The organism is Sediminispirochaeta bajacaliforniensis DSM 16054 (genome assembly GCF_000378205.1).
GTDB lineage: Bacteria > Spirochaetota > Spirochaetia > DSM-16054 > Sediminispirochaetaceae > Sediminispirochaeta > Sediminispirochaeta bajacaliforniensis.
Genome location: NZ_KB899429.1, coordinates 25,920 through 48,446 on the forward strand (window position 1 = coordinate 25,920; position 22,527 = coordinate 48,446).

The window sequence follows — 22,527 nt, forward strand, 5'->3', positions numbered from 1 at the left end:
AAAGCGATGAATGAGAAATCACAGGAAGCCCCTTTGAGCCTTGCTTTGCCAAAGGGACGGCTGCTGGATGAAATACAAGAGCGATTTGCAGAAAGGGGAATGGCCTTTTCCTTTGAAAAACGAAAACTTGTGGCCCGCGACGAAAGCGGAACGCTTGAGATCTTTCTGGTAAAAAACAGCGATCTTCCCACATATGTGAACCATGGTATCGCAGGTCTCGGCATCTGCGGTTCCGATGTTCTGTATGAATCCGAATATCGTTTTTTTCGCCTCAAGACCTTTGATTTCGGCGGTACATCGATGTGCATTGCAGGCAGGCGGGACGAGCCCTTTTCACTGGATAAGCGAGGAGTCGCCGTTGCAACCAAATTTATCAATTTTACAAGGGATTACTTTCATCAAAGGGGGATTCCCGTTCAGATTATCAAGCTAAACGGTTCGGTGGAGCTTGCTCCGGTTTTAGGCTTGGCACCCTACATTGTCGATCTTGTTGAAACGGGAAACACGCTCAAGGCCAACCATCTTGAAGTGAAGAAGAAGCTGGAGGATATTCATGTTCACCTGATTGCGAACCCCTCCTACTATAAGCTCCACCACCGAAAAATCGATCATTTCATACAGATGATTGAGGAGGACAACCATGAGTGAAACCATTCGCATCGAAAGAAATACAAAGGAAACCGAAATCTGTGTCAGTTTCGAGGGGCCGGAATCTCTACCGGGAACAATTTCAACGGAAGTTCCCTTCTTCGACCACCTCCTTACCTCTATGGCGTTCCATGGGGAACTGGGCTTTACGATTTCCGCCCGGGGTGATATCGAAGTGGATCCGCATCATCTTGTCGAAGATACAGGGCTCGTACTGGGGGATGCCGTCAGAAGCTATGTTCTGAAGAAGAATGCGATCGAACGCTTCGGACATGCGGTTATCCCCATGGATGATGCATTGGTTGAGGTAACCATTGATGCGGGAGGGCGTCCCTACTTTTATATGAATGCCCTTTTCCCCCAAAGCATGTGTGGAAATTTCGACACTGCGCTTCTGAAAGAATTCTTCCGTGCCTTTGCCGTTCGCGGAGGTTTAAACCTCCATATAGATGCACGCTACGGCGAAAATAGTCATCATATTGCAGAAGCTGCCTTTAAGGCCCTGGGAAAAGCACTGGGAAACGCCCTAAAAAAGAAGGCAAAAGGTATAACCCCCTCGACGAAAGGAACGATTAGCGTTTGATAGGGGCTTAAGACCTTGCTTTTCTTCTATTTTTTCCCTATAGTTACAAGAAAACTTGGCCTTATGGTTAGTGTGGAATGAAAAAAGAGGAGTTATCAAAGTTGCTCCCCCGGGAAGGATTCCTCAAGATCGGAAAAACCGGGAACAGGCCCTTATCGTCATCCGATCGAGCCGCACTCATCAGGAAGGGAAACGAACAATACAATTCCGGGAACGTTGAACTTGCGAAAAGAATTTTCATCACTACTGGATATTCAGATGGTTTGATCAGGGTCGGTGACCGGTGCATAGAAAATGGGGATCCTTTGGAGGCCCTAAGACTCTACTGGCTCGCATCTGCACCAGGAAAGGTTGATGCATTGCTTGAACAAACCGCATCTGTTATTAGACGGTGGTTGAGCGAAGGGGAATGATAGATATGATGGATATGAATGAACCAGACGAAAGAGATTTTTCCGATGCCTCGGGTCAATTTGAAGAATCTGTTCTCAATGAAATTTCTGAGCTCTCGAAAAGAGGCTATCAGCTGCTGAAAGAAAATCTCACAGGAGAGGCGGAGCGTTGCTTCGAAAAAATCCTGCAGCATGATGAGTTTAATAATTATGCACTTGTAGGGATGGGGGATGCTTCCCGTAAACGGGGACATTTCAGAGATGCCATCACCTACTATCAACGCTGTCTTCAACATCACGACGGTAATAATTATGCACTCTTCGGGCTTGCAGACTGTTATAAGGCCCTGAATAAATATGATGATGCAATTAAGATATGGGAGCGGTATCTTCAACACGACGAGAAAAACGTCACCGTCCTTACCAGAGTTGCGGATGCCTATCGAAAGGTGAAGGACTTTCGCCATTCGAAAGAGGTATATCTCCAGGTCCTGGAAATCGAACCTGACAACCCATATGCGCTCATCGGCCTGGGGCATCTCCACTATGATTTCAGAGAATACGAGCAGGCCCTTCAGTATTGGGAGAGAATGCTGCAAGTCAAGAAAGAAAGCGTCGATATCAGGGTTCTCACCAGCTTGGGAAACTGTCACAGAAAGCTGAAAACCTACTCACAAGGGCTTGAATACTTCCATAAGGCATTGGAACTGGAACCGCAAAATTTCTACGCCCTCTTCGGGATGGCGGATTGTTATCGGGGAATGGATCATCATGCCGATTCTCTTGAGTATTGGCATCGAATTCTCAAGCTCGATCCTCACAACAAGGTAATACTCACCCGAGCCGGCGATGCCTACCGCTGCATGGGAGACTACGATAATGCCGAGGAATATTACCGCAAGGCTCTCAACATCGAATTTGACGTTTATGCTATTCTTGGTTTGGCACTTATCAACAAAGCACGGGGCAATTACGAGGAGGCCATCGAAAGCCTTTACGGGCTTTTGAAAGATGACCCCAAAAACCACCGTCTGTACACCGAGGTAGCGGAGTGTTACCTTGCCCTGGGACAAAAGTATAAGGCCCTCGAGGTTTTAGGGGATTTTCAGCGTCTTGGTATCCGCAACAGCTACGTTTCGTCTCTCGTTGAAAAGATTCGTCAAGGCGGATGAGCCCGTCACATTTCCCCTTCCCGGAAGGCACCGACTGCGCTTCCGGCTTAGTCTCCGATGAAATCTGCCGCGTATTTCACCTCTCCCCCGCTTTTCGGGGGAAACAGGTGTTCAAGGCACTCCAGCAAGGAGTATCTGCCTGGACGCAAATATCAACCCTGTCACTGAATGATCGGAACCGCCTGAGTGAAGAAGCCCCCCTTTTTTCTTCCATGCCTGTGCGGTTCGACGAGGCCTCTGACGGCAGTGCAAAGTTATTGCTGCAACTCATCGACGGCCGCTTTGTGGAATCGGTGCTCCTGGTAGATGAAAACGGTCGTAAAACCTCCTGTCTCTCCAGCCAGGTCGGTTGCGCCATGGGATGCGCCTTCTGCCGGACCGGGACCATGGGTCTTTTGCGGAATCTCAGTACAGGAGAAATTCTCGAACAGTATTATCACCTAAAAAATCATTATGGAGAGATATCGAATATCGTCTTTATGGGGATGGGAGAGCCCCTTGCAAACCTTCCCCGGGTACAAAAGGCAATAGCGATTCTTAACCACCCGGAGGGCCCAGGTATCGGCATAAGGAAAATAACGGTCTCCACCTGCGGCATTATCGACGGAATTCGCTCTCTTAGTGAAACAGCACTAATTCCCCGTCTTGCCTGTTCCCTGGTAACCGCAGATCCAAAGTTACGACAGAGGCTTATGCCGATTAGCAAAGCAAACCCCTTACCGGAACTAAAACAGGCATTACAGTTCTACCAAGAGAAAAGCAAGCGGCGAATAACCCTGGAATGTGTGCTTCTCGGCGGCATTAATAGTGCAGAGGAACAGGCCCAAGGCGTAGCTGAGTTTGCAAAGGGTTTGTCGGTATTGGTAAACGTCATCCCCTGGAACCCCACGGAAGGGCTTGATTTCCGGCCGCCGAGCGACCAGGAGATTATCCGATACAGAAAACGCCTTGAACAGGCCGGTATCGCTGTTTCCAGGCGTTACCGGCGTGGTTCGGAAATCAACGGCGCCTGCGGCCAGTTAGCGGTCCTCGAGAACCGCCCTGATTCGTCTGACCCCTGCAGATGAGGATTGCTCCTTCGTAATCTTAAATCGCCCCAATTGGCCGGTATGCTCTACATGTGGACCGCCGCAGACCTCTTTTGAAAAATCACCAATAGAATAGACCTTTACCTGTTCGCCGTACTTGCTTTCAAAGAAAGCAAGGGCACCGGCGGCCCGGGCCTCCTCCAGGCCCATCATCTCCATGGTAACAGGGAGATCGCGGTCGATTTGTTGATTGACAATCTCCTCAACCCGACGTACCTCTTCATCGCTCATCTTCTCGGGATGCACAAAATCGAAGCGAAGCCGTTCGGCGGTGATATTACTTCCCTTCTGCTGTACGTGCTCGCCCAGCACCATCCTAAGGGCCTTATGGAGGAGATGCGTGGCGGTATGGAGTGCAGTAGTCCGCTCGGAATGGTCGGCAAGGCCTCCCTTGAAGCTCTTCTCGGCTCCCTTTTTAGAAAGCTCCTGATGCTTTTCAAAGGATTTCTCGAATCCCTCCCGATCGACCGTCAAACCATGCTCGGCGGCAAGCTCCTCGGTTATTTCCAGCGGAAAACCGTAGGTATCATAGAGACGAAAGGCAACCCGACCAGGGATAACACCGCTTTTACTCTTCTTGAGATTGGGAAGAAGTTTCTCAAATTCGTGCTCACCCTTCTTTAGGGTTTCAGAAAAACGCCCCTCTTCCGCAGTCAGCTCTTCACGAACAAAGGCCCTTGCAGCAATCAGCTCGGGATAGGGAAGACCATACCGTTCGAAAACAATATCCGCAAGTTCGGAAAGAAAAGCACGGTCGATACCGAGTTTCAGCCCATGCCGAACGGCGCGGCGAATGAGGCGCCTGAGAATATAGCCTTGTCCCAGGTTGGAGGGCTTCACTCCCCGTTCGTCGCCAAGAATGAAAACAGAGGTTCGGACATGATCGGCAATGATCCTGATGGAGGTATCATCCCCCTCGTCCTTGCCATACTGTTTTCCGGAAAGCCGCTCAATGCCTGAAATCAGCGGGGTAAAGGCCTCGGTTTCATAGACCGATCGTTTTCCCTGCAGTACGGCAACGGTACGCTCTATGCCCATTCCGGTATCGACACATGTACGTTCAAGAGGAATAAAACTTCCGTCAGCCTGCTTATTGTACTGCATGAAGACATCGTTCCACACCTCAAAGTACTTTCCGCAAGGGCAACCGGGTCGGCAATCGTCTCCGCAAGCATCCCTTCCAGTGTCGATAAACATCTCTGTATCGGGGCCGCAGGGACCGGTCTCGCCGGCAGGCCCCCACCAGTTGTCTCCCCTACCGAGAAAGAAAATTCTATCTTCAGGGATTCCCATACGCTTCCAGACGGAAGCCGATTCTTCATCCCTGGGAACCTCGTCGTCACCGGCAAAACAGGTAACCGAAAGCTTTTCCACCGGGATTCCCAGCCACTTGGGGCTTGTAAGGAATTCAAAACTCATGGAAATGGCATCTTCCTTAAAATAGTCCCCAAGAGACCAGTTTCCAAGCATCTCAAAAAAGGTAAGGTGATGGGGATCCCCTACCGCATCGATATCACCGGTTCGGATACACTTCTGATAATCGGTAAGGCGGGTTCCTGCAGGATGAGGCTCACCCAGCAGATATGGAACCAGGGGATGCATACCCGCAGTAGTAAAAAGCACGGTGGGATCATTTTCAGGAATAAGGCTCTGGCCCGTAATACGGGCATGTCCTTTCGAAACAAAAAAATCGATGTATTTATTACGGAGTTCGTCAGAATTCATGATACATGATAGTACGAAGGCTGTACAAGCTTGTCAATAGAGTCCGGAAAAAGAAGCTTTTGGGACAATCAGATCTCTTCCAGATCGGGGTGGCTTCCCCCCTCGGAAAATTCCTGGAAGAAATAGACCAAAGCCCCATTTTTCGTTACCCGCAGATCCGCATACCCCTTTTCCACAAGGAGCTCAAGGGCTTTTTTTACATCATCAAGCCCCTTATCACATTCCAAAGCAACCGAGCTTGGGGTAACAACCCCCTTGTTCTTTTTTGCGGTCCTCAGGATGGCCTGCTCGAGACTCTCTTTCCGTCCGAGGCTCCGTACACCTCCGGTATGGGTCCTGTCGATCGGCCCATGGGCATCTCCCGCCATGGCCCCAAGAAAGGCATCGCGGTAACCGACCCTGAGATTTGCCTCCCGAACCTGCATAGGAAGAGTGATGAGATCGTAAAAAGCCCCGATTCCGAAAAGACCACCGGTAAAGAGGTAGAGAAGTCCGCTCCCCGGTTTTCCAAGATAAAAACGGTGAAATCCAAGCGCACCAAAACCAGAAATGAGCCACAGAAGATATGCAATACCGGTCGAATACACGAGAAGCGCCTCCTTCGATTATAAAGCTACTACGAAATAGAGGAAACGACAAGACACTTGTGCTATCGAGCTATACCAGAGGGTTATGTTCATCGGATAGAACTATCTCCCCCCGTTCGACAAGACCCCTTACATAGGCAAGAAAATCATTTCGAGCCTTATCGACTTCATCACGCCGAAGGGGCCCCGAGATCTCCAACTCCGATTGGACAAAGAGTTTTCTGCGATCGCTTATACAGGAAAAGAATTTTTCCTTCACAGCATCATTTTGCTCCTTCATAAGAAGCGCAATCTCCCGATCTTCGAAATCCCTAAGAACACGCTGCATATCACGGTCGGAAATACGAAGCAGATCCTCGACAGTAAAAAGCCGTTTGGAGATTTGTTCTTTCAATGCTACGTCGCCCTCTCCCAGGGTATCAAGAATGCGCTCCCCTTCTCTGAAGTTCATCTGTTTCAAGATGGAAGCAAGAACCGCTTGACCGTCGACTTCCTCCGTTATAACTTGCCCCTGAGCGTGTAATCGCTCCTGCAGCTTCATCTCGATAGAGGCGACAACAGAAGGAGATACCCGTTCCATCCGGCCAAGACGGCGAACCGTTTCAACCTGTAATGATGGAGAAAGCATTTTTACAATCTCTCCCGATTTCTTGCGGGAAAGGAAGCTAAGGACAATGGCAATAACTGCTGCCGATTCCCGCCGTAACAAAAGGAAGATCTGCTGGCTCTCTATTTCTTCGAGAAAGGAAAAAGGCTTTTGCCCTCCGAAGGGTATAACCTTTTCGAGCAGCGCATCCCCCTTGTCACGGCCGAAGGCCTTCTCGAGTATGGAGCGCGCCACATCGAGACCACCGCTCACAGCCTTCACTTTATCCTCAGCCTTCCCAAATTGATCAAGCAGGAGCTTTGCCTCTTCTTTATCAATCCGTTTTATTCCGGCAATTTCTCTGGTAATCTTTTCGATCTCATCGGTAGAAAAATGAGAAAGGACCCTTGCAGCCTGTTCCTTGCCTAAAAGAAGTAATAATTTTGCTGCCTTACGATAAGGATTTCCCGTAATACCCTTTTTGAGAAATCCCTGGAGCGAAGAATTTTCATCAGAATGGCTTTGCCCTTTATCCTTCTCTGCGTTCCCTTCTTTTCCTGGTTTTTCCGTTTTTCCGAAACGGCCGTATGCCTTGGCCGCTCTTTTGGGATCACTCATGGTCCTATACTACCTGCCAAAGGGGGGTCTGGTCAATTTCTCATTGTAAAGCTTTTCTACTGTCCGGAATCCTGGTGATTAAAAGGAGACAATTCCTTTTCTCTGCGTCAATTGAAAGCCAAACCATGGGGGAAAAGTATGTACCGGCATAAAAGAAAGGTGTCTACCTGCTAAACGGCATGTGCATCACCAATATTCGGAACACTGATATGATGTGACCTTTGTCAAGATTATTTTTCCGTTTCCTACACAATACCCCCCCAATATTGAACAAAGAAAAGGATTGATAGACAGGAAATCAGTTTTCGGCATCTGACCATTCTGATATACGCATATTGGTTAATGCAGGCCAATGATCCGCCTAAAGCCCTTTCTGTCTAACAACGTGAATCACCTCCTGGGTGTCTACATAGTGTCATCGAAGATAGCTGGATCTTTGCCCGATTATCCTGTCTATCAATCCCTCTCATCCAAAAAACCCTCTTATCGAAACAGTATTGGTCAGTTGATTCTATCGTTCATCATCCCCCAGATGAAGCAGGACAACTCTCTGGCAACAGCGACGGTCGCCTTGTTGTGATGTACACCGCGAGCTACAAGATTATTGTAGACTTTGTGCAATCTCCTGTTCGCCCTGTCAGCATACGCAATGACATCCGGATTATTTCCTTTCTGCCGTGCCTGCAGACGCTTTGTTTTCTTTCCATAGATATGACTTCTCAGGGTTGAGTTTGCTCCTTCGATAAGCAGGAGCCGTAAGCGTTCATTCCCGGCCTTTGTGATGCTCCCTCGTCGTTCTCTCTGACCACTGGAGTTTTCCCTGGGAACAAGGCCCAGGAACGAGGAGAACTGCTGTGGGTTTGCAAACCGGCAGCAGTCTCCAATCTCTGAAATAAACGATAAGGCCGTATGCGTCTCTATTCCCCTGAAGCAGCGAAGTTTCGATACCCGGTCCCGGTAGGCATCCAGGGCGGCCAATTCTTCGATCCTCTGATTATAGCGGTCTACCTTTTCCTGTTGGTCATGTACTTCCTGCAGATATTCATTAAACGTTTCATGGTCGACTTCATCCTGAAACAGTTGCCCCTTTAGCCATGTATAGTGGGTAATGGTCCAGTAGATCTTTCCCTCGGTGAAACATCGTCCATGACGCAGTAAAAAAGACAACAGGTTCTGTTTTGCCCGTCCCAGAGCCTTTTTTCGGGTATTTCTCAGCCGTGTATAATTTCTTACCGCTTCATTTTGCGGGGGCGGTATATGTACAGCACTGTGGTCCCCCAAGCCAGGTGTCTGGCCAGTCCTTCAGCATCTATCCTGTCTGTTTTTACATGATTGCCTGGTGCTTTCGGCAACGTAGTCGGGGCCATAATCACACAAGGGATAGCTGCTTTCGCCAAATTGTGGACATCGATTCCAATGTGGATTACAGTATTCATCTAGTGACCTCCATTTGCATGCGGTAGCCGCATACTTTGTTTTTTTCCCAGTATGCTCGGTGAATCCACGATTTGCAAACTGGGGGTCACTTCATATTGTCTAAGGAAAGCTTTTTTTTCCGAGCTGCCTTGACATTTTTGGCAGCATTGGGTATATATACATGCGTCGCGCCGCTGTAGCTCAGTCGGTAGAGCAGAGGACTGAAAATCCTCGTGTCAACAGTTCGATTCTGTTCGGCGGCACAAAGGCTGTCTGAGGTTTTCTCAGGCAGCTTTTTTTGTGCGGTATTTATACCCGTCTCAGTTCGGCCTCGGCTACTCCTCCAACAATTCGAACGACGGCATAGCGACCATCTTTGAATGCCCCCGGATTAACCAATACCGTCCGTCCGATTCGTCCGACACAGGCAGATTCATGTATATGGCCGCAAAGGTGGGCGATAGGAGCTACAGCTTCGCTCCAGCGGGCCACGGAGGTACTGCCGACATGTTTCATCTTCATCGCACGATCTGCACAGCTTCCATGAGGCGGCTGATGTGAGACAAAGATCAACGGCATTCCGTCTTGAGGAAGAGAAATGCTTGAAAGTTCCTGATTAAGGCCCTCCTCATCCATGGTGCTTGGCGTTTCAAGTGGACCGGGTAATGATCCGCCAAGCCCGACGAAACGAATTCCGGAAAAATCGCGGGAGACCAGGTGAAGACTGCCTTCCTGTTCACCAATGCATCGGGCCGCTTCTTCGGTATCGCAATTGCCGTGAATAAGAAAGAGGGGAAGCCCTAAATTTCGACACCCTTCGATGACGCGAAGGGCATCGGACCGACCTCCGAAATGGGTAAGATCTCCGGCAACAACAAGAAGATCGGCTGCTTCGGCCTCCTCTTTTAATTTGGATAGTCTATCAATATCTCCATGTAAATCACTCACTAACAGTATAATCATCGTTATTCTCCTTATCTTCGGCTGCGCTCATCGATAAGCAGATGATAGAGTTCCGCTTCCAGGGCAAGAAGCCGCGGATCATGGATGCTCCGTCGATCTCTATCAACCGGGTTGTCAAAGCGACCGACAAGCTCGACAAGCGGTCCGTCAAGCACGAATATTCTATCACCCAGCACGAGAGCCTCCTGAATGTCATGGGTAACAAAAATCGAGGTCCTTGGCTCCTGGCCCCATATATGCCGAAAGGCATTCACGAGTGAAAGCCTAAGGGCAAGGTCAAGCGCCTGAAAGGGCTCGTCCATGAGTAACATTGATGCATCGAAGGCAAAGGCCCTTGCCATGGCCACACGCTGCCGCATGCCGCCGGAGAGCTCTCCGGGGTAACGTGATACAGAGGAGCTCAGGCCCACAATCTCAAGAAATCGTCTCACCGCTCCTTCATCTTTATTCACAAGGCAGACATTTTCCAGAACCGTCATCCATGGCAATAAGCGCGGCTCCTGAAAAAGATAGCTTACGGCCTCTCCGGTATCCCTTCCGATACTACCGGCGGAGGGTCTCAACAGGCCGGCTATGAGATGCAGAAGCGTTGTTTTCCCACAACCGGAAGGCCCGAGGATTGCGGTAATCTCCCCTTCCGGGAACTCTAATGAGAAGTGGCGAAACACCTCGATTCCGCTATCATAGGTAAAGGAAACGTTCCGCCATTCCATTAGGAACTCCTTTTCCCAAAATGATCTGCCAGGGAAAGAAGTGCCTGAGAGAAGGCTGCTGAAAGCACCACAACGACAGTCCAGGCAAAAACAGCTTCTGACTCAAGGCTGAGTTGAGCAAGTTGCATCTGAGCACCCACCCCCGATCGGGGAATGGTAAGGATCTCCCCTGCGACCACAACCTTCCAACAAAGCCCGAGGGTTAAATGAGCAGCAGTAAGAATCGAGGGAACAAGCTGAGGAATGATGACTCGCCGCAGGCACTCTGCCGGAGGCACTCGAAAAATATGGGCCATCTCAACAAGCTTGTTATCGATTCCGAGGATCCCACGCTCGACAGCCCCAATGACCACGGGAAGGGCCATAAGGACCGCTGCAAACACAGGAACAACCGTGGAAGGAAACCAGAGTATCGCAATAAGAATAACGGCCATCACCGGCACTGTTCGCATGGTGTGAACAAAGGGAGAAAGAAAGGCCCGAAAGGCGGAAGAAAGCCCCGAACCTACGCCGAGGAGAATTCCGACAATGAGGGAAAAGAGGAAGGAAACGGCAACCCGTTCTCCTGATGCCGCTATATGTCTAAAAAACGTGCGCCTGTCCCCGATGGCGATAAGACGCCGAAGAACCGCCAGAGGAGTGGGGAGTATAATGTCGGCATTCACGATACTCGAAGCAGCCTCCCAGATAATGAGAAGCAGCACAACGGATGCCGCTACGAGCACCATGGACTTTGCCGGTGAAATTTTCATCTAACCGAACCTCGGTTCGTTTCTCTCCCCTTTCTACTGAAAATAGAATCCTTCGTCGGGAAGCTTTCCACCGATCGACGCGGGGTCAAAACCAAGCAGAACCCTGAGAAAATCTTCTACAAGCGGGCGGCTCTCGACGGCAGGAAGGAAAACAAGGTTGCAGTTGGGAATTGCCGGGGCGGCAATTGCAGCAGGCATGATATCGAACTTTTCGATAAGGGCCGCGGCATCATCGGGATTTGCCCTCACCCATTCGATGGAAGCCTTATATGCATCCAGAAACCTTCGAGCGACCTCCGGATGGCTGTCGATCAGCTTCGATGAAAGGACGACAACGGTAATGGGATAAGAACGCCCCGCTTCACCCCCATAAAGATCGTTCCAACTCTGCTGGAAATCGATCACAGAGGAAACAGCTGGAGCTTTATTTGAAACCAGGGTTGCAAAGGGCTCAGGGAGGACCCCGTACTCAACCTTCCCTCCAATAAGAGCCTGGGCAAGTTGGGGGGCAGCGGTGATCGAGTAATCGATATTCACCTCCTTTTCAACACCTGAACGGGAAAGAAAATAGCGAAGTAAGAAATCGGGCGTTGCTCCCTTGCCCACCGTGTATACGGTTTTTCCCTCGAGGTCGGCCCAGGAGGCAATGTCGGTATCCGAAGAGAGGAGTTGGAGAATTCCATAGCCGATTACTCCACCGAGGCGGTAACCGGTACCCGCGTTATAAAGTTTGGCAGCAAGGTTCGTGGGGAAAACGGCGATATCGACCTCCCCGGAGGAAACCCTCGCCACCATCTCCTGGGGAGTGGGAAGCACCTGAAATTCGACGCTGATTCCCGCTCCAAGCTCAGGAGGATCTTCCAAAAGGCGCACGGCCCCAAAGCCGCTGGATCCCTTATAGACGGCACCACGTATAACAAGGGATTCTTTCTTTTCCTTTGCCCCACTTCCGAAAAGCGGCAAAGCAGATGCCAGCAAAAATCCTGTCAGCAACAGGGAAAAAGCACGGAAACTACTCCATTGCTTCAAATTCTTCATATCAACTGTCCCTTCTTTTCTCATCATTTCGCAATAACACGGAAAAAACGCTTCTTTCCTGCACGAAGCAAAAGCTCTCCGTCATCATCAAGTTGCTTATTTGTAACGATTGCTTCAATATCATCGATTTTTACGTCATTAATAACCGCTCCCCCTTGCTGAACAAGCCTACGGGCTTCACTGCGCGAAGAACAGAGAGTTGTCATGGCGAAAAGTTCGAGAATACCAATCCCTTCTTCCAGATCCTCGTTCGGGAGCTCGATAAAAGGTATCGCCCCCCGATCTGAGGCCCCGCCGACACTGAACGCGGACTTGGCAGCATCCCTGGCCTTATCGGCCTCATCTTTACCATGGATCAGTTTGGTCTGCTCATAGGCGAGGATCTCCTTGGCGCGATTCAGGTCGGAGCCCTCCAATCTGCCGAGCTTCCTTACCTCTTCTACAGGCAGGAAGGTAAAAAGCATGAGGAATTTCTCTACATCTGCATCGGCGATATTCCTCCAGTACTGGTAATACTCAAAGGGGGGAAAGAGATTCGGATCAAGGAAAACGGCGCCCTTTTCGGTTTTTCCCATTTTTTTGCCGTCGGAACGGGTAACAAGGGGAAAGGTAAGCCCGAAGACCTCATTCCCCGACATTCGGCGAATCAGTTCCACACCGGCGACAATATTACCCCACTGGTCGTCTCCTCCAATCTGGAAGAGACACTTCTCATCCCTATTAAGAACATAAAAATCATAGGACTGAAGGAGCTGATAGTTGAATTCGATAAAACTGAGCCCCGTTTCCAGGCGCTTTTTATAGGATTCGAAGGTGAGCATCCTGTTCACCGAAAAATGCCGCCCGATATCGCGCAGAAATTCGATGTAATTCAAATTGGCAAGCCAATCGTAATTGTTCAGCAGCTTTGCTTTTCCATCGGAAAAATCGACGATCCTGCCGATCTGCTTTTTTATAGCCTCGGCATTCTTCTGTATTGTTTCAACCGACTGGATCTTCCGCATCTCGGTTTTACCCGAGGGATCTCCGATAAGAGCGGTCCCCCCACCCACGACAGCAAGGGGCTTGTGGCCTGCACGCTGAAGGTGGGCCATGGCAAACAGAGGTACCATATGCCCCACATGGAGGCTGATACCGGTAGGGTCGACCCCAACGTAAAAGCTGTTCGGCCCGGAAGCGAGGGCCGTTTCCAGCCCCTTTTCATCGGTACATTGTTGGATAAATCCCCGTTCCCGCAGGACGGTCAAGGTATCGGCCATCTCACACTCTCCTGTAGTTCTTAATCTCTACCCTTATTCGGGAGGTCAATTCATCGATGGGAACCCGAACCTGCTCCATGGAATCCCTGAAACGCAACGTGACGGTCTTGTCCTCTTTCGTGTCATAGTCGATGGTAACGCAAAAGGGTGTTCCGATCTCGTCCATGCGGCGATAACGACGGCCGATGGCGCCGGATTGATCGTAAAAAACGGCGAACTCCTCACGAAGATCAGAAGCGACCCCCTGGGCGATTTCCGCGATGCCATCCTTCTTTACCAAGGGGAGCACGGCAACGGTGACAGGAGCGAGCGAGGGATGGAAATGAAGCACGGTTCTCACATCGCCGCCTTCCAACTCCTCTTCTTCATAGGCATCGGAAAGAACCATAAGAACCGAACGGGTAAGCCCTGCCGAGGTCTCTATCACATAGGGTATATAGCGGGACTTATCATCATCAAGATAGGTGAGATCCTTGCCGCTGTATTCCGCATGACGGCTCAGGTCAAAGTCGGTACGGGAATGGATACCCTCAAGTTCCTGCCAGCCCATAGGAAACTCATATTCAATGTCAAAGGCATCTTTTGCGTAGTGAGCAAGTTCGTTTTCGCCGTGACGGTGGAAACGGAGCTTCTCTTTTCGTATTCCGAGCTTATCGTAATAGGAAATACGTTCGTTTTTCCAAAACTCGAACCATTTGTCATCCTCTCCCGGCTTTACAAAGAACTGCATTTCCATCTGCTCGAACTCACAGGTTCGGAAGATGAAATTCTTCGTAGTCACCTCGTTGCGAAAGGCCTTTCCGACCTGGGCAATGCCGAAGGGGATCTTCACCCGGCTGGTCTGAACGACATTACGGAAATTGACGAATATTCCCTGGGCGGTCTCGGGACGCAAATACACGATGCTGCTGTCGTCCTTGACAGGGCCGATATGGGTTGCGAACATCAGATTGAAATCCCTGGGCTCGGTAAAGGTTCCCGAGTTGCCACAAACGGGGCAGGGAGCCTCAAGATTGATCTGATCGGCCCGAAAGCGGCTCTTACACTGCTTACAATCCACCAGGGGATCGGAAAAGTTATCGATGTGCCCCGAGGCCTCCCAAACCCTGGGATGCATCATGATAGCGGCATCGAGGCCGACGATATTATCATGAAGCTGGGTCATCTCCCTCCACCAATAATCTTTGACGCGGTTCTTCAGTTCAACACCAAGAGGACCGTAGTCCCAGGCCCCGGAAAGTCCTCCGTATATCTCACTGGACTGATACACAAAGCCTCTTCTTTTGCAGAGCGAAACCAGTTTTTCCATGCTTACTTCACGATTCTCAGCCATCAGTCAACCTCACTTCTTGAGCAATTCTATTCCCCGGTCGATACGATCCAGGGCTTTGTCTATTCCAATCAGTCGAATGGAGCCGAAAAGAGGCGGAGAAACGGTGCTGCCGGTAATGGCGACACGAAGAGGAGAGAGCATTTGTCCCAACTTGAAACCCAACTCCTCGGATTTTTCTCTGAACATCTCTTCGACGGCATCGTCGTCGGCCCTTTTCATGGCCTCGATAATTGTTCTACCCGCTTCCATTGCAATGATGGTAGATGCGGCATCCATTTTTTTCGCAATAAGCTCTTCCGCCGTATAGCCGGAAGGTTCCTCAAAGGCAAATCGGCAGATCTCACCGGCATCGGGAATGAACTTCATCCGTTCCTTTACCAGAGGAACCATCTGCTTCACAAGCTCCACTTGAGATGCTTCCGGGGGATCGGAAACCAAACCCGCTTTCTCAAGGAAAGGAAGCATACGTTCGACCAGCTTGGTATCATTCATCCGGCGGATATACTGCCCGTTGAACCACTCAAGCTTCCGGTAATCAAAAACCCCCGGCGCCTTGTTGATTTTTTCCAGGCTGAAGAGCTTCTCCAGTTCTTCTTTTGTGAAGAACTCCCGCTCGCCGTCGTAGCTCCAGCCGATAAGACTCACGTAATTGATCAGGGCCTCCGGCAAATAACCGGCCTTTCGGAATTCCCGCACAGCGGTGGCACCGTGGCGCTTCGATAACTTTTGTCCATCCTTACCCATAACCATGGGAAGATGACAATAGACCGGCGGCTCCCAACCGAAAGCCCGATAAAGCAGCACATGAAGCGCTCCGGAAGGAATCCACTCCTGTGCGCGCAGGATATGGGTAATCTTCATGAGATGGTCGTCAACCACATTCGCAAGGTGATACGTGGGAAAACCGTCGCTCTTGAGAATCACAGGATCAGGCGGTATGTCGCGGTTTTTTCTGGTCACCGTACCCAGCAGGACATCATCAAACGAGGTTTTCCCTTCTGCGGGGACCTTAAAGCGGACGACAGGATGCTCTCCCGCAGCAATCCGCTGTTTCGCCTCCTCGAAAGGAATCGAACGACAATGACCATCATAGCCCACGCGGGAGGCCTTGTTCTTCTGCTGCTCCTGCCGAAGTGTTTCAAGCCGTTCGGAACTGCAAAAACAGTAATAGGCATGTCCACTTTCGATCAGCTTCTTGGTATATTCCTGGTAGAGCTCATGGCGTTCGGATTGAATATAAGGGCCGTAATCGCCACCCTTTTTCGGTCCCTCATCCCACTCTATTCCCAGCCAGCGGAGGGTCTCGAAGAGATCCTCCAAGGCCTCATCATGATACCGTTCACGATCGGTATCCTCGATTCTGAGGATAAAGGATCCACCGCTGGATCGGGCAAAAAAATAATTAAACAGGGCGGTTCTGATTCCCCCGATATGCTGGAGCCCGGTCGGAGACGGGGCATAACGTACGCGTACACTCATAGTTGCCTTTCCTTTTGAAAGATATTTGCTATTATATCGATCACGTCAAGGAAGGGTCAACCAAAGGGAAGGCTGACAGTCAGGCCTCTTTCTCGATCTCCTGCTTCGAAGGGTAAAGCCAGTTGAGAGCATCCTCGGTCAACTTTGCAAGGATGACCGGCACGACCTGTTCCCTGCTTCGCTGGATCTCCTTTTCAAGGGCCGGTCTGGAGTAGCGTTTTTTCATTTCGGCACTTTCGGCGGAGACCAGCGAGGCAACATCATCCTGTTCGACGGTAAAAGGGGCAAGGGAGTAGAGAAGAAGGAGCCGCACCGTCGGGCCGACGTAACCGGAATGAATCATCGATACGAAGTGCCCCATAGCCTCCTCGCGGCGCACCTGCATCAGAAGTGAAAAACCGTACAGGAAATTGATCCATTCCTTATCTTTCCTCGTTTCATCCCGATGAGGACCGAAAAAGAACTCCAAGCCCTCGGCATCGGTCCGCAGCAGCCGTGGAATACCCAATGAAAGCAAAAAGCGGGAATGCAGCCTGGGATAGTGTTCCCGGAGATGGCTCTCCAGGCGATCGATCCCCTGCATGTTATTCTTCAAAAGATAGGCGTTGATGAGTATTCGTATCTTTTGACCGGATATCCGTCCCCTTTGGTAAAGACGATCCTCAAGATAGGCGATGACCCCATCCCAGTTTTCGTCTTCAAGGTTTCGAAAAAGCCTCCAGTTCAAAAGAAAGTAGGAATCGATACCGCCTATGATAAGAAAAAAGATGATGGGAAGATACCAGCTGTCGCGCCAAAAGATTGCGGCATATTCATGACCGAGCATAAACAAGGGCATAAAAAAGACAACAAAAAACGATAACACGATGACAAGATTGAAAAACAGAAAAATTATCTTAAACTTCACCCCAAAATGCTCCTATAATAATAAGAGAAAGTGTAATCTATCCTGGAAGGGGGGTCAACGGCGTCGTTCATGAAAAGTATTTCAACCAGTAGCCTTGAACCGCAGATTTATATTAATGCGCCTCTGTTTCTAGACGAGGGCTATGTGCTTCTCACCCCGGATATTCCCGTTACCCGACGACTGATCGAACGGCTGGAATCATGGTATTTCGAAACGGTTTATAGTGACGGAATGCCGGTCGATGCTCCACCGGCTGACGGGACGGGAAAGGTCGGGGTCCTCGATGCAACCATGAAAGAGAGCGAGGCTCTCCAGAATGCCGTCGATTTCATTACCGAAGAAACCGGGAAACTTGCAAAGGTCTATACCTCCTTTCTCGAACATAATGTACTATCGATAAATGAACTTTCAGACATCGTCAAAGAGATCATTGCAAAGCTCAAGGAAGAGAGCCGTTATCTTCTTGCCCTTCCCGACAGTGAAGAAGAGGATCAGAACTTTATTGTTACCCATTCGGTAAAGACAGCCGTAGTGGCCTTGGCTCTGTCGCTTTTTCTCAATATTCCTCCTCATAAACAGATCGAGATAGGCCTTGCGGCCCTGCTTCACGAAATCGGGATGATTCGGATTCCGCCCCAGATCTACAAACACAACAGAAAGCTGACCCCGAAGGAGCGACAAACCATCATCACCCATCCCGTCATCAGCTTCAAGATTCTCAAAGAGGCGGGATTCCCCAATCCTGTTGTTCTGGCAGTCCTGGAGCACCACGAATATATCGACGGAACAGGTTACCCGAGAAAACTTCGTGGAGATCAGATTTCCTTGTACGGTAAAATCATAGGCGTTGCATCCTCCTATGCCGCAGCGGTTTCGAAACGGCCGTTTCGGGAAGGAAGAGACGGCCATTCCGGAATCATGGATCTGGTAAAGGAGATGGGGCGACGTTACGACGATACAATCCTCAGGGCCCTGGTTCTGACACTTTCGGTCTATCCCGTAGGGACCTATGTGCTTCTTACCAACAAGGTCAAGGCCCTTGTCGTCAAGACCGATCAGAAGCGACCTAAGGAGCCGACGGTCCGCCTTTTGGTTAATGAAAACAACACGCTCTATCCGGAGCAGCCCGTGGTACAGATTCGGGAAGATAATGAGGTAAAGATTGCCCGTCCGCTTTCCCGAAGTGAGATCGAAGAGTTGAAAAAACAGTTACCCCTGCGCCATTAGGGATATCATTTTGTTGACAGAGCAAGGCCTTTCGGTTAGCCTTTCACCACTTTCGTCATGAAACAGCATATGAAACAGGATCAAATACTCAATACGATAGGAAAATTCATCCGCCAGGGCCGCCGTAACGAACTGGCTCCCCTGCTCTTCGACCCCTCGGCGATCGAAAAGTCGGAACAAATACCCGACGGTGATCAAATAAAAATCGAGGCTCGAATCATTAGCGATGCCCTCGAGTCCGTTACCAACGGGATGTACAATCCGGAGGCGGCAACGGAACTCCTGTCCATAGGGGAAACATCCCCCTTGGCAAGCTGGAAGGCTCTCTGTCTATCGATCTCGGCCTTCTACAACGGAAATCGAGACGAGGCACTGAACCAGTTATCGCATATTGATGACGAAAGTCCGGCCTCCGCCCTCATCCCGGTTGTCACACAACTGTGCGAAAAAAGAGAAGGCAGGGAAGGAACCCTTTCTCCGAAGAGCAAAAGTCTCTTTACCCAGGTCACCGAGGATCGGTCCTTTATCACCAGCGCCCAAAATCAGCTGAAAGAGTATCTCGAAGGAGAGATGGAGGAACTATTCGTTGAAACGGCAATCCTCCTCATCCGGGACCTTAAGGGTGACTATCCGAAGGCTGCGAGGTCCCTTGCCATGTGGATCACAAAAACAGCTTCTGTCTACGGATTTTCGCCCGAAATCATTGTCTCAAATCTGAAACTGATATTCGGGCCGGCCGAAGGAAGCAGGCTCTGCGCACTGGCTCTCCAGGACGAAGAGCCGGAAATAAGTCTGCTTTTCTGGATCAGAGCACTGATATCACGATTGAAGCAGCATGATATCGAGGAAGCCGAGACCGCCGCTTTCCGGGAAATCATCGCCGAAGCGGCGATGAGAGTGGAAAAGATGATGTGCTCTCCGAAAGAGGCAGAAGAGGCAGGCTATGAGATCGAGGAATGGAAAACCTATATACAGAGCCTTGCAAGCCTGAGCGCTGCCTCTGCTTCGCTACTAACCATCTTTGATCCTGCCATCACCTTTCCACCGACTTGGGAAGAGGATTCGTCGACAGTCTTCTCGTTTCTGACGGGCCTCGGATACGAAGAGGAATGTCGTCCGATGATGAAACGTCATCCTCAGGATCGGCCTTCCATCCCCCAACGGGAACGTCGCCCTGCCCGTCCTGTACAACTCGAACTCTTCGCATAGCCACTTTTCTTGGGAGGTAGATGTCGGATGAAAAAGACCAAACATGATTATATGAAAGAATTGCGGTCTCCTGCTCCCTTAGCGAATATCGACGATCTGGATAAAGAAATAGAGTCACGCCCCAATTACGTCGGACCGGGGGCCTGGATCGCCGTGGCAAAGGAAAGAATGAAAGAAAGCATAAAAGAAATCTGTACAAATGATAAGCGCCCGACGTAAACTTGATATAGTATGCATCAAGGGGGCAACGCATGAATCAAGTGACGGGGACACTGCCCGACGGCAGCAGAGAAACAGTTGCTTACGGAACAAGAGTCAGTGAATTTCTTCCATCATCGGAAGCGGATGACCCACAGGGGCCGGTCGTAGCGGCCCTTGTCAATAACGATCTGGTTACTCCTTCTTTTAAGATCGAAATCGACGCAACCGTCGAGCCGGTTAAACTCTATAGCAAATACGGCAACAGGATCTATCGGCGTTCCCTCTCCTTTTTACTCGGGCTTGCTTCAAAAAAGGTCTTTCCCGACCGCCACCTCGTGATCGGTCACAGCCTCGGAGACGGCTACTACTACTATTACAACGGAATGGCTGGTGTCGGGGAGGAAGAAATTGCCCGTCTTGAAGCAGAGATGCGTGCAATAGTAAAAGCGGCTCTGCCGATCAAACGTTCGGTGATCAGCTATGAGCAGGCTCTCGAAATGGTCCGCAAGGAAAATCTTCCGGCAACAGAGCTGCTCCTTCGTTACCGAAACGATCCGAAGATTCCTTTATACATGTGTGATCATTTTTTCGATATCAGCTATGAACCCTTGCTGGACAATACCTCGCTGCTGTCGCTCTTCGAATTGAGAAACTATCCCCCAGGCTTTCTTCTTCGCTATCCAAGGTCGAAAGAACCGACAAAGCTCGGATCGTTTGTCGACCATCCCCTCCTTTTTTCAATTTTTAAAGAATATAAGGCTTGGGGAAAAATTCTGGATGTAAATTGTACGGGGAGGTTGAATCAGCTTATCGAGGAACGAAACATTGCCCCCTTCATCCAGGTAGCAGAAGCACTTCACGATAAGAAGATCAGCCAGATTGCCGACCAGATCGCGCAACGGCGGGATACGGTACGAGTGGTCCTCATTGCAGGTCCCTCTTCATCGGGAAAAACAACCTTCACAAAAAAACTGGCGATACAACTTCAGGTACTTGGCTTTAATCCCGTCGTTATCGGCCTTGATGATTACTTTCTCCCCAGGGGAAAAACACCTTTGGATGCCGATGGTAATCCCGATCTTGAGAGTCTCCACGCCCTCAATATCGAGCAGCTTAACAGCCATCTTCTTGCACTTTTTGCGGGTAGAGAAATCGAGGTCCCCATCTTCGATTTTAAAGCGGGGAAACCGAAAGAGCATGGGAAAAAGCTTCGCTTCGGAAAACGCAATATTCTGCTCATGGAAGGGATTCACGGACTCAACCCCGATCTTACCCCAGAGATACCGAGAGAACAGAAACACTTGGTTTATATCTCCGCTCTTACCCAGCTCAACCTCGACGACCATAATAGGATCGCGACCACCGACAACAGGCTCTGCCGCCGAATGGTTAGGGACCATCAGTTCCGAGGGAACAGCGCACTCTCTACCCTGGAAATGTGGCCTTCTGTCAGACGGGGGGAAGATAACAACATATTCCCCTATCAGCATCTTGCGGATTCGGCCTTCAACAGTGCCTTAGACTATGAGCTTGCGGTGCTAAAACCTTACGTGGAGCCGCTGTTGAATACAGTCAAACCCTTCCGCCGGCAGTACAGTGAAGCGAGAAGGCTCCTGGCATTTCTGACCAATTTCTCTTCGATCCCGGTCCAGTATGTCCCCCAACATTCCATCTTGCGGGAATTTGTGGGAGGAAGCGGCTTTAGCTACTAGGGCTATAGATTGCATGATTTTTTCAACCTTTGTTCTGCTGCTGCCGCTTTTTCTCATCATAGGTGCCGGCTACCTTTTCGCCAGGTTCTATGCAGTGGGTGAAGCATCATTGATCGCAGTCCTCACAGACTTTTTCATGCCGATGTTGGTTTTCGTTTCACTGTACCGATCTACCATTACTCCGTTGGAACTTGGAAGACTTTTCGGGGCTACCAGTACCGTGGTGGTGATCATGTTGCTGCTGGCAGTATTGTATGCCCGTATCGTCCGAATAGACCCGAAGAGCTTTGCCTTACCGGTAATCTTCATGAACTCAGGCTTTCTCGGCATCCCCCTTATGCAGATATGGGGAGGCTCGGAGGCGATGAATATCATCATCATTTTTGATGAAATTCAGACCCTCTATATCTTCACCCTTGGGCTCGTCATCATTCGGGGAGGGGTAAGCAAAAAGGCCATCAAAGCCTCCCTAAGCAGCCCGATTCTCTGGGCCGTTATCGCCGGATTCGGGGCAAATGTGGGCGGACTGCCGATCCCTCATCCCATTCTCGACACCTGCGCCTTCGCCGGCGATGCAGCGCCCCCGCTTGCGGCCTTTACCCTGGGGCTCTCCATCCATGCCCGCAAACCTCAATTGGAAATACACCTCTTTGCAGGAATCCTTCTCAGGATCGTCGCCGGATTTCTTACGGCCCTGCTTGTGGTCACCCTCTTCGGCTTCTCAGGAACAGCCCGCACGGTACTTTTGGTAACGGGGGCCTTACCGGCGGCACTGTTCAGCTATGTCCTTCCCAGTCGCTACGGCATAGATAGCCGAAGAGCCCAGGGAATTGTTATCGCCACGACGATGCTGAGTATCATCATCATCCCCGTGGCATTTGCAATTGCCCAGGCACTATAACGACGGCAAAGCGAAACA

Annotated in this window: 22 protein-coding genes and 1 tRNA gene; 11 read left to right on the plus strand and 12 right to left on the minus strand. The window is 50.2% G+C overall.

The window, feature by feature from the left end; all coding sequences use genetic code 11:
* The first annotated feature begins 6 nt into the window (after positions 1-6).
* From hisG to rlmN, 5 genes are all read left to right on the plus strand, one after another.
* Positions 7-648 carry an ATP phosphoribosyltransferase gene (gene hisG, locus F459_RS0118675; protein ID WP_013255698.1) on the plus strand — a complete coding sequence of 214 codons (642 nt, stop codon included), beginning with the start codon at positions 7-9 and terminating at the stop codon, positions 646-648.
* Positions 641-1,231, plus strand: a complete 591-nt coding sequence (gene hisB, locus F459_RS0118680; RefSeq protein ID WP_013255699.1) for an imidazoleglycerol-phosphate dehydratase HisB — start codon at positions 641-643, stop codon at positions 1,229-1,231. The genes hisG and hisB overlap by 8 nt, the downstream gene beginning before the upstream one ends.
* A gap of 77 nt (positions 1,232-1,308) precedes the next feature.
* Positions 1,309-1,644 carry a hypothetical protein gene (locus tag F459_RS0118685; protein WP_020614233.1) on the plus strand — a complete coding sequence of 112 codons (336 nt, stop codon included), beginning with the start codon at positions 1,309-1,311 and terminating at the stop codon, positions 1,642-1,644.
* Positions 1,641-2,795 carry a tetratricopeptide repeat protein gene (locus F459_RS0118690; protein ID WP_020614234.1) on the plus strand — a complete coding sequence of 385 codons (1,155 nt, stop codon included), beginning with the start codon at positions 1,641-1,643 and terminating at the stop codon, positions 2,793-2,795. The genes F459_RS0118685 and F459_RS0118690 overlap by 4 nt, the downstream gene beginning before the upstream one ends.
* Positions 2,792-3,862 carry a 23S rRNA (adenine(2503)-C(2))-methyltransferase RlmN gene (rlmN, locus tag F459_RS0118695; protein ID WP_020614235.1) on the plus strand — a complete coding sequence of 357 codons (1,071 nt, stop codon included), beginning with the start codon at positions 2,792-2,794 and terminating at the stop codon, positions 3,860-3,862. Before F459_RS0118690 ends, rlmN begins: the two co-directional genes overlap by 4 nt.
* Here rlmN and F459_RS0118700 read toward each other — a convergent pair.
* From F459_RS0118700 to F459_RS23050, 4 genes are all read right to left on the minus strand, one after another.
* The gene (locus F459_RS0118700; protein ID WP_020614236.1) at positions 3,815-5,608 is read right to left on the minus strand and encodes an alanine--tRNA ligase; all 1,794 of its coding nucleotides are present in this window, start codon (positions 5,606-5,608) and stop codon (positions 3,815-3,817) included. The two genes, rlmN and F459_RS0118700, sit on opposite strands and share 48 nt — an antisense overlap.
* A gap of 68 nt (positions 5,609-5,676) precedes the next feature.
* Positions 5,677-6,195 (minus strand): TM2 domain-containing protein, encoded by a 519-nt coding sequence (locus F459_RS0118705; RefSeq protein ID WP_020614237.1) that lies wholly within the window; start codon positions 6,193-6,195, stop codon positions 5,677-5,679.
* A 70-nt stretch (positions 6,196-6,265) separates the two neighbouring features.
* The gene (locus F459_RS0118710) at positions 6,266-7,399 is read right to left on the minus strand and encodes a flagellar motor switch protein FliG (RefSeq protein WP_020614238.1); all 1,134 of its coding nucleotides are present in this window, start codon (positions 7,397-7,399) and stop codon (positions 6,266-6,268) included.
* A gap of 501 nt (positions 7,400-7,900) precedes the next feature.
* Positions 7,901-8,680: an IS110 family RNA-guided transposase gene (locus F459_RS23050; protein ID WP_081623756.1), complete on the minus strand. Its 780-nt coding sequence runs from the start codon at positions 8,678-8,680 to the stop codon at positions 7,901-7,903.
* 325 nt (positions 8,681-9,005) lie between these two features.
* Between F459_RS23050 and F459_RS0118720 the strand changes: the two genes are divergently transcribed.
* A tRNA-Phe gene (locus F459_RS0118720) sits at positions 9,006-9,078 on the plus strand.
* 46 nt (positions 9,079-9,124) lie between these two features.
* Here the strand turns inward: F459_RS0118720 and F459_RS0118725 are convergent.
* From F459_RS0118725 to F459_RS0118760, 8 genes are all read right to left on the minus strand, one after another.
* On the minus strand, positions 9,125-9,778 hold the full coding sequence (locus F459_RS0118725; RefSeq protein WP_020614240.1) for a metallophosphoesterase family protein: 654 nt from the start codon (positions 9,776-9,778) through the stop codon (positions 9,125-9,127).
* 11 nt (positions 9,779-9,789) lie between these two features.
* The gene (locus F459_RS0118730; protein WP_020614241.1) at positions 9,790-10,491 is read right to left on the minus strand and encodes an ABC transporter ATP-binding protein; all 702 of its coding nucleotides are present in this window, start codon (positions 10,489-10,491) and stop codon (positions 9,790-9,792) included.
* Positions 10,491-11,243, minus strand: a complete 753-nt coding sequence (locus F459_RS0118735) for an ABC transporter permease (protein WP_020614242.1) — start codon at positions 11,241-11,243, stop codon at positions 10,491-10,493. The genes F459_RS0118730 and F459_RS0118735 overlap by 1 nt, the downstream gene beginning before the upstream one ends.
* A 33-nt stretch (positions 11,244-11,276) precedes the next feature.
* Entirely contained in the window at positions 11,277-12,308 is a 1,032-nt protein-coding gene (locus F459_RS0118740) for an ABC transporter substrate-binding protein (protein WP_245540227.1), read from the minus strand.
* Positions 12,305-13,540 (minus strand): tyrosine--tRNA ligase, encoded by a 1,236-nt coding sequence (tyrS, locus tag F459_RS0118745; RefSeq protein ID WP_020614244.1) that lies wholly within the window; start codon positions 13,538-13,540, stop codon positions 12,305-12,307. Before tyrS ends, F459_RS0118740 begins: the two co-directional genes overlap by 4 nt.
* A 1-nt stretch (position 13,541) precedes the next feature.
* Complete coding sequence (locus F459_RS0118750) at positions 13,542-14,873, minus strand: glycine--tRNA ligase (RefSeq protein WP_020614245.1); 1,332 nt, start codon at positions 14,871-14,873, stop codon at positions 13,542-13,544.
* A 9-nt stretch (positions 14,874-14,882) separates the two neighbouring features.
* Positions 14,883-16,352, minus strand: a complete 1,470-nt coding sequence (gltX, locus tag F459_RS0118755) for a glutamate--tRNA ligase (protein WP_020614246.1) — start codon at positions 16,350-16,352, stop codon at positions 14,883-14,885.
* 79 nt (positions 16,353-16,431) lie between these two features.
* Positions 16,432-17,259, minus strand: a complete 828-nt coding sequence (locus tag F459_RS0118760) for a hypothetical protein (protein ID WP_020614247.1) — start codon at positions 17,257-17,259, stop codon at positions 16,432-16,434.
* A gap of 69 nt (positions 17,260-17,328) precedes the next feature.
* Between F459_RS0118760 and F459_RS0118765 the strand changes: the two genes are divergently transcribed.
* The 5 genes from F459_RS0118765 (at position 17,329) to F459_RS0118785 (ending at position 22,509) form a co-directional block, all read left to right on the plus strand.
* The gene (locus F459_RS0118765) at positions 17,329-18,486 is read left to right on the plus strand and encodes an HD-GYP domain-containing protein (RefSeq protein ID WP_020614248.1); all 1,158 of its coding nucleotides are present in this window, start codon (positions 17,329-17,331) and stop codon (positions 18,484-18,486) included.
* Positions 18,487-18,555: 69 nt separating this feature from the next.
* Complete coding sequence (locus F459_RS0118770) at positions 18,556-19,695, plus strand: hypothetical protein (protein ID WP_020614249.1); 1,140 nt, start codon at positions 18,556-18,558, stop codon at positions 19,693-19,695.
* A gap of 27 nt (positions 19,696-19,722) precedes the next feature.
* Positions 19,723-19,914 (plus strand): hypothetical protein, encoded by a 192-nt coding sequence (locus tag F459_RS0118775; protein ID WP_020614250.1) that lies wholly within the window; start codon positions 19,723-19,725, stop codon positions 19,912-19,914.
* Between the two features lie 32 nt (positions 19,915-19,946).
* Complete coding sequence (locus tag F459_RS0118780; RefSeq protein ID WP_020614251.1) at positions 19,947-21,608, plus strand: nucleoside kinase; 1,662 nt, start codon at positions 19,947-19,949, stop codon at positions 21,606-21,608.
* Positions 21,609-21,621: 13 nt separating this feature from the next.
* Positions 21,622-22,509, plus strand: a complete 888-nt coding sequence (locus F459_RS0118785; protein ID WP_020614252.1) for an AEC family transporter — start codon at positions 21,622-21,624, stop codon at positions 22,507-22,509.
* Positions 22,510-22,527 lie beyond the last annotated feature (18 nt).

Bases quoted from the DNA above. Each gene is read 5' to 3' on its own strand.
- gltX (WP_020614246.1), bottom strand. From the start codon at position 16,352: ATGAGTGTACGCGTACGTTATGCCCCGTCTCCGACCGGGCTCCAGCAT.
- F459_RS0118685 (WP_020614233.1), top strand. From the start codon at position 1,309: ATGAAAAAAGAGGAGTTATCAAAGTTGCTCCCCCGGGAAGGATTCCTC.
- F459_RS0118725 (WP_020614240.1), bottom strand. From the start codon at position 9,778: ATGATTATACTGTTAGTGAGTGATTTACATGGAGATATTGATAGACTA.
- hisB (WP_013255699.1), top strand. From the start codon at position 641: ATGAGTGAAACCATTCGCATCGAAAGAAATACAAAGGAAACCGAAATC.
- F459_RS0118765 (WP_020614248.1), top strand. From the start codon at position 17,329: ATGAAAAGTATTTCAACCAGTAGCCTTGAACCGCAGATTTATATTAAT.
- F459_RS0118775 (WP_020614250.1), top strand. From the start codon at position 19,723: ATGAAAAAGACCAAACATGATTATATGAAAGAATTGCGGTCTCCTGCT.
- F459_RS0118735 (WP_020614242.1), bottom strand. From the start codon at position 11,243: ATGAAAATTTCACCGGCAAAGTCCATGGTGCTCGTAGCGGCATCCGTT.
- F459_RS0118770 (WP_020614249.1), top strand. From the start codon at position 18,556: ATGAAACAGGATCAAATACTCAATACGATAGGAAAATTCATCCGCCAG.
- F459_RS0118730 (WP_020614241.1), bottom strand. From the start codon at position 10,491: ATGGAATGGCGGAACGTTTCCTTTACCTATGATAGCGGAATCGAGGTG.
- F459_RS0118785 (WP_020614252.1), top strand. From the start codon at position 21,622: ATGATTTTTTCAACCTTTGTTCTGCTGCTGCCGCTTTTTCTCATCATA.
- rlmN (WP_020614235.1), top strand. From the start codon at position 2,792: ATGAGCCCGTCACATTTCCCCTTCCCGGAAGGCACCGACTGCGCTTCC.
- F459_RS0118700 (WP_020614236.1), bottom strand. From the start codon at position 5,608: ATGAATTCTGACGAACTCCGTAATAAATACATCGATTTTTTTGTTTCG.
- tyrS (WP_020614244.1), bottom strand. From the start codon at position 13,540: ATGGCCGATACCTTGACCGTCCTGCGGGAACGGGGATTTATCCAACAA.
- F459_RS0118750 (WP_020614245.1), bottom strand. From the start codon at position 14,873: ATGGCTGAGAATCGTGAAGTAAGCATGGAAAAACTGGTTTCGCTCTGC.
- F459_RS0118740 (WP_245540227.1), bottom strand. From the start codon at position 12,308: ATGATGAGAAAAGAAGGGACAGTTGATATGAAGAATTTGAAGCAATGG.
- F459_RS0118690 (WP_020614234.1), top strand. From the start codon at position 1,641: ATGATAGATATGATGGATATGAATGAACCAGACGAAAGAGATTTTTCC.
- F459_RS0118710 (WP_020614238.1), bottom strand. From the start codon at position 7,399: ATGAGTGATCCCAAAAGAGCGGCCAAGGCATACGGCCGTTTCGGAAAA.
- hisG (WP_013255698.1), top strand. From the start codon at position 7: ATGAATGAGAAATCACAGGAAGCCCCTTTGAGCCTTGCTTTGCCAAAG.
- F459_RS0118780 (WP_020614251.1), top strand. From the start codon at position 19,947: ATGAATCAAGTGACGGGGACACTGCCCGACGGCAGCAGAGAAACAGTT.